This is a genomic window from Deinococcus marmoris (genome assembly GCF_001949125.1).
Classification (GTDB): domain Bacteria; phylum Deinococcota; class Deinococci; order Deinococcales; family Deinococcaceae; genus Deinococcus; species Deinococcus marmoris_A.
The window spans coordinates 1-16297 of the sequence record NZ_MSTI01000155.1 but is presented as its reverse complement, the minus strand read 5'-3'; the positions used below and the strand labels follow the sequence as shown (position 1 = coordinate 16297).

The 16297-nt window shown below is 65.4% G+C and carries 17 protein-coding genes; 12 read left to right on the top strand and 5 right to left on the bottom strand.

Going from position 1 to position 16297, the window contains the following annotated elements; all coding sequences use genetic code 11:
- Positions 1-38 precede the first annotated feature (38 nt).
- The 8 genes from BOO71_RS22110 (at position 39) to BOO71_RS22075 (ending at position 6387) form a co-directional block, all read left to right on the top strand.
- The gene (locus tag BOO71_RS22110; protein WP_439823037.1) at positions 39-770 is read left to right on the top strand and encodes a BON domain-containing protein; all 732 of its coding nucleotides are present in this window, start codon (positions 39-41) and stop codon (positions 768-770) included.
- A gap of 124 nt (positions 771-894) precedes the next feature.
- Entirely contained in the window at positions 895-1212 is a 318-nt protein-coding gene (locus BOO71_RS22105; protein ID WP_075836148.1) for a PadR family transcriptional regulator, read from the top strand.
- Complete coding sequence (locus BOO71_RS22100; protein WP_175607507.1) at positions 1209-1541, top strand: hypothetical protein; 333 nt, start codon at positions 1209-1211, stop codon at positions 1539-1541. Before BOO71_RS22105 ends, BOO71_RS22100 begins: the two co-directional genes overlap by 4 nt.
- The gene (lepB, locus tag BOO71_RS22095; RefSeq protein ID WP_075836144.1) at positions 1538-2260 is read left to right on the top strand and encodes a signal peptidase I; all 723 of its coding nucleotides are present in this window, start codon (positions 1538-1540) and stop codon (positions 2258-2260) included. Before BOO71_RS22100 ends, lepB begins: the two co-directional genes overlap by 4 nt.
- 115 nt (positions 2261-2375) lie before the next feature.
- Positions 2376-4109, top strand: coding sequence for a sensor histidine kinase (locus tag BOO71_RS22090; RefSeq protein ID WP_075836142.1), 1734 nt, complete (start codon positions 2376-2378; stop codon positions 4107-4109).
- Entirely contained in the window at positions 4106-5128 is a 1023-nt protein-coding gene (locus tag BOO71_RS22085; RefSeq protein ID WP_075836140.1) for a DUF4097 family beta strand repeat-containing protein, read from the top strand. Before BOO71_RS22090 ends, BOO71_RS22085 begins: the two co-directional genes overlap by 4 nt.
- A 37-nt stretch (positions 5129-5165) precedes the next feature.
- Positions 5166-5840, top strand: a complete 675-nt coding sequence (locus tag BOO71_RS22080; RefSeq protein ID WP_075836138.1) for a response regulator — start codon at positions 5166-5168, stop codon at positions 5838-5840.
- 166 nt (positions 5841-6006) lie between these two features.
- A complete protein-coding gene (locus BOO71_RS22075) occupies positions 6007-6387 on the top strand; it encodes a hypothetical protein (protein WP_075836136.1) in 381 nt (126 codons plus the stop codon).
- A 3-nt stretch (positions 6388-6390) separates the two neighbouring features.
- Here the strand turns inward: BOO71_RS22075 and BOO71_RS22070 are convergent, their stop codons facing one another.
- The 5 genes from BOO71_RS22070 to gltX form a co-directional block, all read right to left on the bottom strand.
- The gene (locus BOO71_RS22070) at positions 6391-7950 is read right to left on the bottom strand and encodes a DAK2 domain-containing protein (protein WP_075836223.1); all 1560 of its coding nucleotides are present in this window, start codon (positions 7948-7950) and stop codon (positions 6391-6393) included.
- 52 nt (positions 7951-8002) lie between these two features.
- The gene (locus tag BOO71_RS22065) at positions 8003-8341 is read right to left on the bottom strand and encodes an Asp23/Gls24 family envelope stress response protein (RefSeq protein WP_075836135.1); all 339 of its coding nucleotides are present in this window, start codon (positions 8339-8341) and stop codon (positions 8003-8005) included.
- A gap of 129 nt (positions 8342-8470) precedes the next feature.
- A complete protein-coding gene (locus BOO71_RS22060) occupies positions 8471-10516 on the bottom strand; it encodes an MDR family MFS transporter (protein ID WP_075836133.1) in 2046 nt (681 codons plus the stop codon).
- The gene (locus tag BOO71_RS22055; RefSeq protein WP_075836130.1) at positions 10513-10998 is read right to left on the bottom strand and encodes a MarR family winged helix-turn-helix transcriptional regulator; all 486 of its coding nucleotides are present in this window, start codon (positions 10996-10998) and stop codon (positions 10513-10515) included. The genes BOO71_RS22060 and BOO71_RS22055 overlap by 4 nt, the downstream gene beginning before the upstream one ends.
- A 177-nt stretch (positions 10999-11175) precedes the next feature.
- A complete protein-coding gene (gene gltX, locus BOO71_RS22050; RefSeq protein WP_075836221.1) occupies positions 11176-12621 on the bottom strand; it encodes a glutamate--tRNA ligase in 1446 nt (481 codons plus the stop codon).
- A gap of 196 nt (positions 12622-12817) precedes the next feature.
- Between gltX and BOO71_RS22045 the strand changes: the two genes are divergently transcribed.
- From BOO71_RS22045 to BOO71_RS22030, 4 genes are all read left to right on the top strand, one after another.
- Positions 12818-13168 (top strand): hypothetical protein, encoded by a 351-nt coding sequence (locus BOO71_RS22045; protein WP_075836128.1) that lies wholly within the window; start codon positions 12818-12820, stop codon positions 13166-13168.
- A gap of 19 nt (positions 13169-13187) precedes the next feature.
- On the top strand, positions 13188-14426 hold the full coding sequence (locus BOO71_RS22040) for a phosphotransferase (protein ID WP_139323117.1): 1239 nt from the start codon (positions 13188-13190) through the stop codon (positions 14424-14426).
- A 22-nt stretch (positions 14427-14448) separates the two neighbouring features.
- Entirely contained in the window at positions 14449-15000 is a 552-nt protein-coding gene (locus BOO71_RS22035) for a flavin reductase family protein (RefSeq protein ID WP_075836124.1), read from the top strand.
- 133 nt (positions 15001-15133) lie between these two features.
- On the top strand, positions 15134-16297 hold a 1164-nt coding region (locus tag BOO71_RS22030), incomplete at its 3' end, for a glycosyltransferase (RefSeq protein ID WP_254843260.1).

The window sequence follows — 16297 nt, the reverse complement described above, 5'->3', positions numbered from 1 at the left end:
CAGGGGACCGAGTCCAAGACGCCTTTAAAGAGCAAGCCATGTTGAAGGATCTGGATTTGCAGGTCCAGGAAAAGGGCGGCAACGTCACCGTGACGGGGATGGTTCCCAACAGCCACTACGAAACAGTGGTCAAGGTGGTGGCCGAGGGCATCAACGGCGTCAAGTCGGTGGACACCAGCGGCCTGATCGCTCAGGAAGCGCCCCAGCAGGCCCAGGCGGCAGCTCCACAGGACGCAGGCCCCAGCGCCTCGGCCAATACCGTGTCTTCTGGCCCAGCCAGCGCGCAGACCGAGATCGCCCCCACCTCCAGCGCCAAGCCAGCCGCCGCCTCCAGCATGGACGCGGAGATCAAGGAGATGGAGGACCGCAGCAAGATTGCCAAGGCGGTGCATCAGGCCATCCGCAACAACGGCGAGCTGAAAGACGATCCCATCGACGTGCTGCAAAGTGGCAAGAGCGTGATCCTGCGCGGCGTGGTGGACAGTGACCACGAGCAGCGTCTGGCCGAGAAGCTGGCCCGCGAGGTGGCTGGCGTGTCGGGCGTGGACATCAGCGGCCTGCGCGTGGCCGAGGGTGCCAAGGAACTGACCAGGGAAAAGGATCAGGAGACCGGGGACACCGTCTACACCGTGCAGTCCGGCGACACCCTGGGCGCGATTGCCCAGAAGTATTACGGCAACGCCGCCGAGTACAAGAAGATCGCCCACTACAACAACATCAGCAACCCTGATCTGATCAAGGTGGGTGACCAGATCAAGATTCCCGGCTGAGCAGCGCTGGGTGCTGAGCAGCGTTGGGTAAAGAGGCCGCCTCCGAGATGGGGCGGTCTTTCCTTTTCCCATCATTATCATATTCTGATATCGGAAACTGATAGTGGGTATGGAGGCCAGAGCTATGGATGTGAATCTTTTCAAGGGCAATCTCGATCTGATCCTGCTGAGCGTGCTGGAGCGGGAAGGCGGTTACGGGCAGGACATCGCCAAGCGGGTGGACGCGCTGACCGAAGGGCAGATCAGACTGAATGCCGGGAGCCTGTATCCGGCCCTGCATCGTCTGGAACGGGCCGGATTTCTGAGTGCAGCGCAGACCCAGCCGGCGCGTGGTGGGCCGCCGGTCAAGACCTACCTGCTGACCGAACCGGGCCGCGCTGAACTGCTGCGCCGCCGCGAGGGCTACGCCGCCTTTGACCGGGCGCTGCGGAGCCTGTGGTGAAGTCTCCCGGCGCGGTTGAGGTTTATCTGAAGCGTGCCGTCTGCCTGTTGCCGCCCCAGACCCGTCAGAATGTGCGGTCTGAACTGCACGCCAACCTCTACCAGACCATGCTGGACGCCCGTCTGGAGGGTCTGGACGAGGCCGATGCCTGGGCTGCCTCGCTGCGCCAGCAGGGTTCGGAGTGGGGGCTGGCCCTGAATCTGGCGCGGGTGTACACGCTGGGGCTGGTTTTACGCGTGTTTCTCGTGGGACTGGCGCTGGGTGGGGCGGCCTATGCAGTCCGGGGAGAGATCCATACTGCGCCCACGGGACAGGAGGCCCGGCCATGAAAGCCCGGCTGCTGAGGCTGTGGCGTGACTGGGCCGCCCCTGTCGTCTTCGCGCTGCTGTTCACGCAGTTCGGCGCAAGTTCGGTGGGCGTGGACGGGGCCAGCATGATGCCCGCGCTGCGCCACGGCGAACGCCTGCTGCTGCCCACGGCTGAGGGCTGGGCGCACCGGCTGGGGCTGGGTGAATATCACCGGGGCGACATCGTGGTGTTCAAGCCGCCGCGCGAGGCGCAGTACGAGTGGCGCGGCGACTACCGGGGAATGCCGCTGCCCTGGCGTTACCGCCCGTATCTGGTCAAGCGCGTGGTGGGCGTGCCGGGCGACACGGTCAGCATTCGCGCCGGGCAGGTCAGCGTGAACGGCCAACTGCTGCCCGAAGCGAGGACGCACAGGTACTGGAATGCCTTTTGCCCCGACACTGGTAGCTCCCTCGCCAACAGCGTTGCGGCGTCACCGTCCCAGACAGACTTGCCCAGTGTGAGGGTGCCTCCCAACCACTATTTCGTGATGGGCGACAACCGCAGCCCCGGCGGAAGTCTGGACAGCCGCGCTTTTGGCCCTGTGAGTGGGCAGGACATCTCGGCCCGTGTGGTGGCCAGCGTGTGGCCGCTGGTCCGCAAGGTGATGGCCACTCCGCCCTGCGACGGCGGTCCGCAGCCCGAGCAGCGCGTAAAGTTCAGCGGGCAGGAGGAATGGAATCCGCGTCTGCTGCTGCCCTGAAGCCTTCGGTAAACTGTTTTTATCCCCGCCACCGACGGCACGCTCCTGCGGTTCTGACTCTCCTTCCCCCTTTCGGCGGACGCCTTCCTGACCCCGCCCGCCGTACCTTCGTCGCATGATGGTGCGGATGAGGCCAGAACTGATTCAGGACAGGCGGCGCGGGGGCGTGCTGTCCGATTTGCTGGACCCGCACACCTACCGCGCGGCGCTGTACATCCTGCTGGCGCTGCCGATGGGCGCGTTCACGGCGGGCCTGATCACGGGGGGCGTGGTGGGGGGCCTGCTGACCCTGGCCTTTTTAGTGGGCGCGGCCTTTTTGCTGGGTTCGCTGTGGCTGGTGGGGGGCCTGGGCGACGTGCAGCGGGCGCTGGCGGGGGTGCTGGGCGTGACCTTCGCGCCGCCGCCCCTGCCGCCCCCGCACCGGGGAACGCTGGCGTGGCTGCGCGGCACGCTCGCGGACCCGATGACGTACCGCACGCTGCTGTTCCATGTGGTGCAGTTGCCGCTGGCCGTGATCTGCTGGGCGGTGCTGGCCGTGTTGCTGACGTTGACGCTGCTGGGGCTGCTGTCGCCGCTGTGGCCGCTGTACCCGCAAACGTTCCCGGTGGTCTGGGGCGAGCAGACGCTGCTGCCCAGTCCGCTGGCCGTTGTCGGTCTGGTGGCGCTGGGGCTGGGGGGCCTGCTGATCTCGGCGGGCGTGCTGAACCTGATGGGCCGGATGTGGACCCGGCTGGCGGTGGCCCTGCTCTCCCGTGACCCCGGCTATGAGGCCGCCCGCCGCGAGGTGGTGGCCCTGCGCCGCGCCGCCGGACGGGTGGCCCTGGGCGACGATCTGGAGGCCACCCTGGCCGATCTGACCGAACAGGCACGGGCCGCCAGCACGGCGCTCTCGGTGGCCCTGACTGCCCCGGACGGCACATTGCGTGCCCTGAGTGGTCCGCAGGGGCCGGGGCTGTCCGGCCCGCTGGACCGCCCGCCGTCCCAGGGCGAGGCGGACGTGCGGCTGGTTCAGGGCGGCGGCGCGCTGGCCACCCTGCCCGTCACGCTGTCTGCCTCGGCGGGTGCCCTGGAGGGAGGAACCCTGCGTGCCCTGTACCCCGCAGGCGTGCGCCCCGGAGCGGACGAACTGGCCTTCCTCCTGAGCATCGCCGATCACGCCGGGACCGCGCAGCACGCCGCGCAACTGATCGAACGGGCCGGGGCGCGTGCCGGAGAGCAGGAACGTGCCCGGCTGGCCCGCGAGTTGCACGACAGCGTGGCCCAGGCGCTGTACGGCATCTCGCTGGGCGCGAAGACCGCCCGCGCCACGCTGGACCGCGATCCAGAACGCACCCGCGCCAGCCTGGACTACACCATCCGGCTGGCCGACGGCGGCGTCTCGGAGATGAAGGCCCTGCTGTTCAGCCTGCGCCCGGACGCGCTGGAGGAAGGCGGGCTGGTGGCCGCGCTGTCGCAGCACGCCCACGCGCTGGAGGCCCGCCACGGCCTGACGGTTCACGCCGGCCTGGACCACGAGCCGTCGCTGACTCCCGACGCCCAGGCCGCCGCCTACCGCGTGGCCCAGGAGGCGCTGCACAACGTCGTCAAACATGCCCGCGCGCAGAACGTCTGGCTGGCTGTCTCTCAGGACGGCCCCGCCGTGACTGTCAGTATCCGCGACGACGGGCGCGGCTTTGACCCCACGGCTGCCGGGCGCGGCACGCTGGGGCAGCGCAGCATGCGCGAGCGGGCGGCAGGGGCGGGCGGTACGCTGGAAGTCAGGAGTGCGGCAGGCGAGGGAACCGCCGTCACGCTGCGCCTTCCCGCCGCTCAACCCATTCTCTCCAGACCCGCAGAGGTGGGGGCATGACCGTCAGCCCCGGCACCCGGCCCCTGCCCCCGGTGCTGTCGCGCATGGCGCTGGGTCTGCTCATGGCCGGAGCGGGGGCGCTGCTGGCGTGGCAGGGCGTGACAGTCAAGCCGACGCCGGGCATGGGGGCCGAGACCACCCCGGTCAGCGTGGCGCTGGACGGCCCCCGTCCCAACGATCTGGCGCGCACGGCCACTTTGAAGATCGATGGGGACCGCACCAACCTCAACCTGGGACCGCTGCCTGCCGGGAGCGCGCTGGTGGTGGGCGGACAGGTGACCCACCGCGCCCGCAATCCGGTGCAACTCCGGGCCAGCCGGGAAGGGGGGCAACTGGACTTCGGGCTGACCCTGCGGGTGCAGTCGCTGGACCGCCCCGGCGTCACCGTCGCCTCTCCCGAACCCGTGCAGCACGTCATCGACCTGAAGGCCAGCCGCAGCATTCCGCTGACCCTGAGCACCCGCACCCTGGGCGGGGATCAGGCGCTGGACCTCTCATTCCTGCGTCTGCGGGCGCTGAATGTCCGCAGTGTCAGCGGCGATCAGGTGGTCACGCTTCCGGCGCAGGCCGGTGGGCCGTTCGCGCTGGTCAGCACTTCTGGTGATATTGCCGTCATGGCTCCTGGCGGCGCGGCTCCCGAGGCTGTGCGCGTCAATACGGTCAGCGGCGATCTGAGGCTGGATCTGGCCGGGGTCAGAACGGGCACGCTGGGGGCCGGGACGGGCAGCGGCGACGTGAAACTGACGCTGCCCGCCGCCTTCTCACGCGGCACGGTCACCACGGCCAGTGGTGATGTGGCGGTCACGGCCCCGGCGGGCACGCGTGGCAACCTGGACATCCGCACCCAGAGCGGCAATGTGGTGTTGCGCGCCGCCCCTGGCCTCAAACTGCGCGTGCGTTTCACGGACCGCGAAACACTCAGTCTGCCCGCCAGCACGCCGCCTGCCAGTGCCCCCGATCTGGACGTGTTTATCGACGCGCCAGGGAACAACTTCAGCCTCGAACCACTTTCTCCCTGAACCCACTTTCTTCCTAGAACAGCCCCAGGAGGCCCCCATGTCTATTCCCGCCGTGTCCATCCCCGCCGTGTCCACTCCCACCGTCCGCGTTCTGCTCGTCGATGACCACGCTGTCGTGCGCCAGGGCCTGCGCCTGTTTCTGGGCCTCGATCCCAACATTGAAGTCGTGGGCGAGGCCGGCAACGGCGAGGAAGCCCTGGCCGAGGCGCAGCGCCTGCTTCCCGACGTGGTGGTCATGGACCTGATGATGCCCGTAATGGACGGCATTACGGCCACCAAAGCGCTGCGCCGCGCCCTGCCCGACACCGAGGTCATTGCCCTGACCAGCACGTTGGAGGAACACAAGGTCAACGGTGCAATCGAGGCCGGGGCGATCTCTTACATGCTCAAGGACGCCTCCAGCGACACGCTGGCCGACGCCATCCACGCCGCCGCACGCGGAGAGGTCCGGCTGCACCCCGAGGCCGCCCGCCGTCTGGTCCGCGACTTCCGCAGCGCCGAGATGCGTGAGACGTTGACCCCCAAGGAAACCATCGTGCTGCAACTGATCGCGCGCGGCCACAGCAACCGCGACATCGCTGCCGATCAGGGGGTCAGTGAGGCCACCGTCAAAACGCATGTCTCCCGCCTGCTGAGCAAGCTGGAGTTGGAAAGCCGGACGCAGGCGGCGCTGTACGCGCTGAAGCATGGAATTGCCAGTCTGGATGGGTGACCCGGTTCCGCGTAGATCAGGACAGTCTGGAAAATTGGGGAGGCCGTCTGCGTGGGTGAAAGTGTGGGGCCAATACGGGAAAATTGCGGTCAGCACGCTAAAAATAGGTGGCTTCTTAAAATCTCGCCGTCAGTGCCTCTGAACGGTCAGGGTCTATTCTTGGTCCATGCTGACGCCCTGGGCCGGAATCCTGACTCTGGTTTGTTGCCCCGTTCTGCTGCTCTGGGCGCTACGGCGGCGGCAGGGCTGGCTGGCGCTGTCGGCGCTGACGGTGGCATTGGTTCCACTCTGCTCTCTGCCGCTGCCAGACGGCTGGTACCTTCGCTTCGTCTGGGCCAATTGGTTCGCGTCCGGCGCTTCTTTAATTGCCGTCGGTTTTCCCGTGATCTGGATCAGCATTTGGAAGGCCAGCCTCGGCGTATTACTGGGGCTGGCGCTGATTTTTGCGGGGCTGGCATTCAGACAGGGCGGGGCAGGAAAGAGGTGGGCCGCCCTGCCCGCTTTCGCGGCGCTGATCGCGGGAACCCACCTCCTGTCGATGCTCTGAGCGTTATTCCAAAGTCACCAGATAGTCGTACAGATCCGGCCCGCCCGCGTGCGCTTCCACTTCTGCCCCATCAAACTGCTTGCCGATGCGTTCAGCCAGCGCGTCCAGATCGGCCTGCGATTTCTGCGGGCCACCGAACACCGTGATGATCTCCTGTCCGGCGTAGGCGTCGCCCAGCATCTTCAGCACGCTGTCTTCGGGACTGCCCCCGGCCTGAACGAGTTCGTCGTCCTGCAACCCGATCACGTCGCCCTCGGCAATATCCAGCGTTTCGCCCTTTTTGGTGGTGATGTTGGTGGTGCGGCTGGCGCGGGTGACTTCAAAGGTGGTCACGGCCTGGGAAGCCTCGGTCATGGCCTCCTTCAGCTCGTCGGCGGGAATATCGGGCTGGAAGGCGAGGGCCGCGCCCATGCCCTGCCCCAGCGTGCGCGTGGGGATCACCACGGCGCGGCCTTCCATCAGTTCCATCGCCTTTTCGGCGGCCATCAGCACGTTCTTGTTGTTGGGCAGCACGATCACGCGTTCGGCGCTGACACTACGAACGGCGTCCACGATGTCCTGCACGCTGGGATTGGCGGTCTGCCCACCAGACACGATGCGGGCGCCCAGGCTGCGGAACAGCTTGACCAGCCCGTAGCCGTTGGCAACCGCCACCAGACCGGACAGCGGCAACTCCTCCTCGGCGCGGGCGGTGGCCCCGGCCATGCCCAGAATCTCGGTGTGCTGCTCGGACATGTCCTCGACTTTGGTTTTCAGCATCTTGCCGTAGCGGCCCACCGTTGCCAGCAGTTCATCCGGCTCGTTGGTGTGGATGTGGCCCTTGACATAGCCCTCCGCGCCCACCACCAGCAGGCTGTCACCAAACGGGCTGACCAGCTCGCGGATTTCCTCGATGGGTTTGGTGGCCTCGGACATCAGGAACTCGGTGCAGAAGCCAAATTCCTCGTTCTCGAAACTCTGCGCGGCGTACTGGGTGATTTCCGGTGCTTCGGGCAACTCGTCGCCGCGCAATTCGGCCAGCATCCCCTCCACGATGTACAGGTAGCCCTGGCCGCCGCTGTCGATCACGCCCGCCTGCTTCAGCGCGGGCAGCATCTCCGGCGTCTGATCCAGCAATTCCTGGCCCTTGAACAGTGCATTTTCCAGCACCATGTCCACCGTATCGCCGCGTGCGCCCTCGGCAATGCCACGCGCCACGGTCAGGATCGTGCCTTCCACGGGCTTCATCACCGCGCCGTAGCCGCTTTTCTGGGCGGCGTCGAAGGCGCGGATCAGCGTGGGGGCGTCCACTTCCTGCTTGTCTTTAATGACTTCTGCAAAGCCTTTGAGCAGTTGCGAGAGGATCACGCCGCTGTTGCCGCGTGCGCCCAGCAGCGCGCCGTAGCTGATGGCGCGGGCGACTCCGGCCATGCTGCTCGTGTCGGCGGTCTCCAGTTCGCGGCGCACCGACTGCATGGTCAGGTGCATGTTGGTGCCGGTGTCGCCGTCGGGCACTGGGTAGACGTTCAGGGCGTTGACTTCCTCGCGGTACACGCCCAGCCAGTCAGTGGCGTAGCGCAGCATCCGGGCCAGATCGGCAGGGGTCAGGGTCTGGATGTGCTGGTTGGAGGTGGAATCAGGCACGCTGAACCCCCACCGCATGCACGCGGGTGGCGCTCAACTCGATTCCGGCCAGATTTTTGACGGTGTGTTCCACGCGCTCGACGATATTGCGCGCCACCGTGGGAATGCTGACGCCGTAGGCCGCCACGATGTACAGGTCGGCGGTGTAGGTGTCGCTGCCCTTCTCCCTGCCGATCACCACACCGTCGCTGACGTTGGCCCGCCCCAGCACGCGGCTGATGCCCTCCTTGAGGTTGGCGGGGGCCATGCCCACCACCCCTGGAATCTCGTGGGCCGTCAGCCCGATCAGGGAGGCCAGCGCCGCCTCGGAAATGTTTATAGAGCCAGTCACAGTACCGGCCAGTATACGGGGAGGCGGGATGGCGGGGAGGATCGCTCGCTTGTCGCTCTGTGCGCTAGAGAAGACCAGACGAAAAGGCGATCAGACCTTCTCAGCCTGACCGCCCATCACCGGAGAATTTTAGTCGCTGGCGGTGGGACTGCCCTCCGCCGAGTTCTTCCTGGCGACGTTCGTGGCCCCCAGCATGGGAATCACTGGAATGAACAGCACCACCAGAAAGCCCGCCACGATGAACCACAGGCTGGTGCCGAACATGCGGGTCATGCTGGCGGTAAAGCCGTTCTTGAGGCCGGTGGTGACCTGTTCGCCCAGCGTGGTGGCCTGCTCGTCCAGCTTGCTCCTGAGTTCGGTCAGCACGGTCTGGCGGGTCTGCGTCACGGCGGCGGCTTCCTGCGCCAGGATGCCCTGCCGAACCTGCGTGGCGGTGGCCTGCGCGGCTTGCGGAGTGTTCAGCGCCTGAGTGGGCAGGTTGCGGAGCTGTGCCTTGAGGTCAGCGGGCAACTCGCTTTTGAGCAGCGCCTGACGGCCCGGCTCCCCGGTCTTCAGCAGGGCAGCCACATTGCTGGCCTGGGCTTCCAGAGTCTGGCGAACCTGTGCCCGAAGGCCGCCGTCCTGAAGCAGCACTTTCAGTTCATCCGGCACCTGCGGATTGCTGGTCAGGGCATGGGCCGCCGCCCCATCGCCGTTCAGGGCGCGTTCAAGCTGCACGTACTGCGCGTCGTAGGCTTTCTTGATCTGCGCGGCGGGGCCGTCCGCGCCGCCGCTGGAACGCAGCGCGCCGATGTCGAAGTTCTGGGTATCGATCTGCGCGCCGGGGATGGCGGGCAGGGCGCGCGGCAACTCGGTGTGCAGGTTGTTCAGCAGCAGTGTGCCGAACACGGCGGCCCCGATGGTGGAGCCGATCTGCCGGAAGAACTGGCTGCTGGAGGTGGCGATGCCCAGTTGATCCTTGGACACGCCGTTCTGGATCGCCAGGGTAAACAGGCTCTGCGACGGCCCCAGCCCCAGCCCCACGATGAACATCCGCCAGCCCAGATCGAGCAGCGTGGTTTCTGCGGTGATCTGAGTAAGCAAAAAGATCCCGGCGATCAGCACGACACTGCCGCCGATCATCCACGGTTTGTACTGCCCGCTGCGCGCCACGAGCTGCCCGGCCACGATGCTCGACAGGATCAGGCCGCCCATCAGCGGCAGGATGGAAAAGCCGCTCTTGGTGGGGGAGACGCCCAGCACCGTCTGCATAAACAGTGGCAGGAACAGGATGACCCCCAAAAAGGCCATGCCCATGATGAACGACGCCAGATTGCCCAGGCTGAACATCTTATTCTTGAACAGATTCAGCGGAATGATCGCGTCGGGCGTGCGCGACTCCACGAAGATGAAGGCCAGCAGGCTGACGGCGCTGAGCGCGAACAGGCCCAGGACGCGGGTGCTGCCCCACGGGTAGGTGGTGCCGCCCCAGGTCAGCGCCAGCAGCAGCGGAATGGTGGTCAGCAGGATCAGCGCCGCGCCCCAGTAGTCGATGCGTCCGCCGATGCGGTGCGTCAGCCGGGGCATCTTGACGATGATCAGAAACAGCGCCAGGATGCCCAGCGGCAGGTTGACGTAAAAGACCCAGCGCCAGCTCAGATTGTCGGTGAGGAAGCCGCCCACGGCGGGGCCGATCACACTGGCAAGGCCGAAGATCGCGCCGAACAGGCCGCCGAATTTGGCGCGCTCGGCGGGTTCAAACATATCGGCCAGGATGGTAAAGGCAATCGTGAACAGCGCCGCGCCGCCCAGCCCCGCCACTGCGCGGAAGGCGATCAACTGATTCATGCCGCCGCCCAGGAAATTGCCCAGGAACGGTTCTCCGGCCAGTCCTGACAACGCCGAGCCGAACAGGAACAGCACGATGCCGAACACCAGAATCGGTTTGCGCCCGTACAGGTCCGAGAGCTTGCCGTAAATCGGCACCATCACTGTGCTGGCCAGCAGGTATGCGGTGGTGACCCAGGTGTAGAGGTTAAACCCCTTGAGGTCTTCGATGATGCGCGGCATGGCGGTGCTGACGATGGTCTGGCTCAGCGCCGCCAGCAAAAAAACCACCAGCAGGCCGATCAGCGTGATCTGCCGCTCCTGCTTGGTGAATTGCTGAGTAGAGGGTTGAAGGGTGGCCTGGGTCATGCGTTCTCCTGGGAGGGTTGAGAAGTTTTTGGGGCGTCGAGCTGTTCGAGCAGGGTGGTCAGCCCTTCTAACTGCTTGGGGTTAATGTCGGTCAGCCGTTCGGCGGCCAGAAGGAGAAAGGACTGGATCACCGTCGCCGTCAACTGTTCGCCTGCTGGCGTCAGGGTCAGGTGGATGCGGCGCGAGTCCACCGCGTCGATCTGGCGCTCGATCAGGTTCTGCTTGCACAACTGGTCCAGATAGCGGCTGAGCAGCGTGGGCGGCATGTGCAGAGCGGCGGCCAGCGCTTTGGGATAGCTGTGGCCGCTGCGAATGCCCTGCAAGACGTTGAAGCGCGGCGAATCCAGCTCGCCCTGCGCCACCAGCAGCGCGTCCAGTTCCTGCCGGAACGAGCGCCCAAAACGCCACAGCGCGCCCATGAAACGGCCCACCTGTTCCGTACTCAGGGCAGGTGGTGGGGGAGAGACAGGAGGAGAGGACATTTCTGTATTCTAGGTAAACAGTTCTCTTGAGTCAACTATTCAGTTCGAGGAATGAATGTAGGATGAAGCCCTCTCCCCCTCGTCTCTGCCCGAGGGCGACGGTGATCGGCAACAACACGAAAAAGAGGCGGGGCAAACCTGCTCCCCGCCCCGCTGATTTCGATGTTTGCTAGCGCTTCAGCGCCCGGCGCGTTCCACCCGCGACACCACGCGCTCCTGCCCCAACGCTTCCAGCATCTGTGGCAGGTCCGGGCTTTCCAGCGTTCCGGCGACGGCGGCGCGCACCGGGGGCATCACCTTGCCCAGTTTCAGTCCCTTTTCCTCGGCGAAGGCGTGGAACATGGCGCTGATGCTCTCCGCATCGAAACTCGGCAGGTTCTTGAGGCGGCCAGCCAGCTCCGGCAGCAGCTCCCGCGCGTTGTCGATGGCTTTCTGGGCCTTCTCGTTCACCGGGTAGTCCTCGGACCAGTAGTAGCCCGTCTTGTCCAGAAAATCGCTGAACACTTCGATACGCGGAATCAGCAGCCGGGTTACGGCGCGGAAGTAGTCGTCCAGCGGTAGCTCGGATTTGTGGGCCAGCAGGTAGTCGTGCAACCTCTTGACCACTTCTTCCTCGCTCAGCACCTCGCGCAGATACTTGCCGTTGTACCAGCGCAGCTTGTCCTGATCGAAGACCGGGCCGCCCAGCGTCACGTCTTCCAGCTTGAAGGTGCGCTGAAACTCGTCCAGATCGAAGATTTCGGTGCCGTCCGGGTGGGTCCAGCCCATCGTCGCCAGGAAATTCAGCATGGCTTCGGGCAGATAGCCCTGATCCATGTACCACTCGACGCTGGTGGGGTTCTTGCGCTTGCTGATCTTGGATTTGTCGGCGTTCCGCAGCAGCGGCATGTGGGCGAATCGGGGCGCGTCCCAGCCGAAAGCGCGGTATAGCAGGACGTGAATGGGGGTGCTGGTGATCCATTCCTCGGCGCGCACCACGTCGGTGACGCCCATCAGGTGATCGTCCACCACGTTCGCCAGATGGTAGGTGGGGTAACCGTCGGCCTTGAGCAGCACCTTGTCGTCGATCTCGGCGTTCTGGAAGTGGATCGGATCGCGCAGCAGATCGTTGACCACCGTTTCGCCGTCATGCGGCACCTTCAGGCGCACTACCGCCGCATCGCCCGCTGCCACCCGCCGCGCGGCCTGTTCGGGGTCCAGATCGCGGCTGGGAACGGCGATCACCGTGCCGCTGGCCTGCGCCTTCTCGCGCAGTTCGGTCAGTTCGTCGGGCGTCTCGAAGGCGTAATAGGCGTGGCCGCCTTCCACCAGTTGCTGGGCGTGCTGGCCGTACAGTTCGGTGCGCTCGGACTGGCGGTAAGGACCGTTGGGGCCGTCCTGCAACGGTGACTCGTCGGGGGTCAGCCCCAGCCACTGCATCATCTGAAAGATGCGCTTCTCGCTGTCGGCCACGTAGCGGTTCTGGTCGGTGTCCTCGATCCGCAGGATGAACTTGCCGCCGCCCTGCCGCGCCAGGACAGAGTTAAACAGGCCGATGTAGGCGGTGCCCACATGCGGGTCCCCGGTGGGACTGGGGGCGATGCGGGTCACGGTGGGCTGCATGTTTGGCTGGGAGGAAGACATGGGGCACAGGATACGGGGCATGGGGCAGGCGTCCGCCCCGTGCGTCCCTCCAGTGTGTTTATGATGCTCTATGCGACTGTTGCTGCCCGTGCTGACTGCTGGCCTGAGCGTTTGCGTCCTGGCCTCCTGCAACGCCTTCTCGCCCATTCCCAACGACGCGGACATCGACGTGAACGGCAGTTAGACCGGGCGGCTGGTGGGGCAGAACAACGACAGTGCCGTTCTGGACATCACCATCGTGGAAAAGGACTTGGCAGTCACCGGCACGGTCAAGAGCCGTGCGACGGGCGATAGCTACACCCTGACCGGCACCCGCAGCGTGTACAAGGCCAGCCCGGTCACGCTCAACGCCACCTCCAATCTGGGGGGCGGCAGTGCCTGCTCCGGCGGCTTTACCGAGCGTTACGGCGTGCAGGTCACGTTCTACAACGTCAGCAAGTACAGCGGCGCGGGCGGCACCGGTTTCGTGAACCATGACATCTGTAAGTCCGGGCAGTGGGAGCGCACCGAACTGAACAGCGGGCAACTGGAACTGGCGCGCAAGTAGGACGGGGTCAGCGATTGATATGACCGCTGTTTCCACGACTGTTCGTCCGATCATCTGGCACCCGGATGGGCGGCGGGTGCTGCGGTGTGAGGACGGGTGGCCTGCGCTGGAGCTTCGAGAAGATCAAGGCATCGCACAAGGTATGCGTGCTAACTGGAATCTCGTGGCGTGGCTGCTGCATGGTGGTGGTCTTTCTGTGGGGCATCATGAGCAGCCACGCCTGCAACTTCTGTCGGAGGAAATTCCAGACGGAATGTGCTGGGTAGATATGGAGGTGTTGCCACTTCCCAATGCCCGTCCCTGGCAGCTTCCGAGCTGGCCTTCACAAGCACAAAAGCGGCTTGACAGCACGCTAGGAACAAGTGGACTGAGAAAGTTAGATGACCTGTCCGTAGGGGACGTCAACGATCTTGCATGCGTCATGTGGGCTGCAACGGATAAGGGTGCTGTCTACCTTAAAGTCAGTGACTCGCCACGCGAGGCAGCGGTCACTGAGTATCTCTCCAAAACGTTGCCCGACTTGCTGCCGCCTGTGCTGTGGGTAGACCCGTCCTCCAATTCTTTGCTGACCCTCTCTGGCGGTAAATTGCTGGATATGGTGAGTGAGCTGGACGCCTGGACTGAAGCGGCACGCAGGCTGGCCCATTTCCAGCAGAATGCGGACGCTCATGCTCTGGCGGCTCTGGGTTGCCCAGCCTTCCCCTTGTTGGAAATGGCCGGACGGGTGGATTCGTTTCTGGCCGATCTGAACACGTTGCGCGCCTGGGGCTTGGAGGAGAGCTGCCTTGAAACGCTTTGCGCGGCAAGACCCGCCATTCGCACGGCCTTCGCTGATCTTGCCGCCCTGAATCTGCCCGATCTACCCGCGCACGGCGACGCCCACCCCCGCAATGCCCTAAGCGGCCAGCGCGGCGCAGTCTGGTTCGACTGGGCCGAGACTGCCAGCGCCGCCCACCCGTTTATGGATATGGGATGGTTCCTGGCGTTTACCTTTGATCCGGCGGGGGTTGAGTTGCCCATCAGAACTGCATATCCAGACCTCGAAAAACGGTTGATCGAGGCTTACCTATCTGCGCTCGGCTGCGTTGATGCCGCGTCCTTGCTCAGCAGCGCAGTTCCGTTGGCCCTTTTACACCGTGCTGTGGTCTACGACGCCCGCTTTCGCAACTGGGAAGGCACATTGCCCGGCTGGCGGCCCAATTTCGTCCCGTATTATCTGCGGCTGGCGGCACGGGAACTGGCGCGGCTTCCGTCCTGACCCCGCCCGCTATCCTGCCCCCATGCTCAGCGAGACAGGCACGCAGTTTTTCGGCTATTACCCCGGCACGGTAGCGCTGGTCACGGCTGAACATGCCGGGGTCCGCAACGTGATGGCGGCGGGCTGGCACACCGCCCTGAGCGCCCAGCCCCCGATGTACGGCGTGCTGATCGGCAGGGAGCGGGCCACGCATGGGCTGGTGGCGGGGAGCGGCACGTTCGGGATCAACTTCCTGCCCGCCTCGCATGCAAAGCCGATTCAGGGGACGGGTGTGCTGTCCCTCCACGATCTGCCCCAAAAGGACAAGCTGACCCGCCTGGGCCTGCAAACCCTGCCAGACGCGCCACTGGCCCTGGCCGACGCTTACCTGTACTACCGCTGCCGGGTGATCCAGACCGTGCCCACCGGGGACCATGACCTGTTCGTGGGCGAGGTGCTGGAGGTCCGCCACGATCCCACCTTCTACGATGACCGGCGGCTGTTCACGGGCGAGGCGGCGGTGTACCTGGGCCGCAGTTCGTATGTAAAAACCACGCAGGGGCGCGAGATCTACCTGCCCGAAAGCTTCGATTGAAGAGAGAACGCCCAGTGGCGTGGGGGCTGTTTCTCATTTGGCCCTTTTCAAGCCCACAATCCACGTTGCATAGTTAAGAAGACTGCAAAGTCGGGTGAACCGGGCCGAGCGCCTGACGCCACCGGGGGAGCTTTTGACTGACGCACTGCATGGATTTCTGACCATTCTCGATCTGCTGGGCCTGCTGATGCTGAGCCTGTACTTTCTGCAAATGCTGCTGTCGGCCACGCTGCCCCGGCCCCGGCGGCTGTATCCGGCAGACGAGGCATTGCGTTTTACCTTCGTGGTCCCCGCGCTGAACGAGGACGCGGTGATTGAGGCCACCGTCCGCAACCTGCGCGAGGTGGCCCCCGACGCCCGCGTGGCCGTGATCGACGACGGCAGCGATGACCGCACGGCGGAACTGGTGGAACGGCTGACGCGGAATGACGCGGGCGTGATCCTGCTGCGCCGCAGCGCGCCGGAGGCCCGCCAGGGCAAGGGCAAGGCCATGAACTGGGCGGTGTCGCAGTTGCTGCGGGACCTGCGCTCAGCGAGCGCGGACCTGCAAAAACAGGTTTTCGTGGTGGTGGACGCCGACGGGCGCGTGACCCCTGGTCTGCTGCCCGAGGCGCGGCGCGTGCTGGCCCACGCGGACGTGGTGGCCGCGCAGGCCCGCGTGCGAATCCGGCAGTCCCCCGGCAAGCTGGGGCTGAAAAACGTGGTGGGCCGCATGCTGGAGCAGCAGCAGGACCTGGAATTCTTCATCACCCGCCACATTCAACTGATGCGCTCGTGGTGGCACAGCGCCGCCCTGTGCGGCAACGGGCAATTTATGCGCGCCAGCTATGTGGCCGCTATGTTCGAGGCCGGGCAGACTCCGTGGCCTGACGTGCTGCTCGAAGATTTTGGCAGCGCGGTAGAGGCCCGGCTGGTCAACCCACGCCACCGACTGGTCTTTTTAGAGGAAGCGGTCACGCAGCAGGGCCTGCCTGATCTGCGCCGTTTCTCGCGCCAGCGCGCCCGCTGGACGCAGGGCACCATGCAGTGCCTGCCGTATCTGGCGCAGTTGTGGCGCAGGCCCGTTCCCGTGCTGGCCCGCCTGGACCTGAGCTACTTCATCCTGGGACCGTGGCTCAGCGGCATCATCGTGCTGTCGTTCCTGACCCAGCCGCTGCGCTGGGCGATGGGTACGCAGGGGCTGGTGCTGGACGCGAAGGTCAGCCTGATCATCACTGTCATCAACCTGATCATCCAGTTGCAGTGGGTGGCCCGTTATCAGCGCGAGAACCGTCTGTCGCTGGGCCGCACCGCCTTC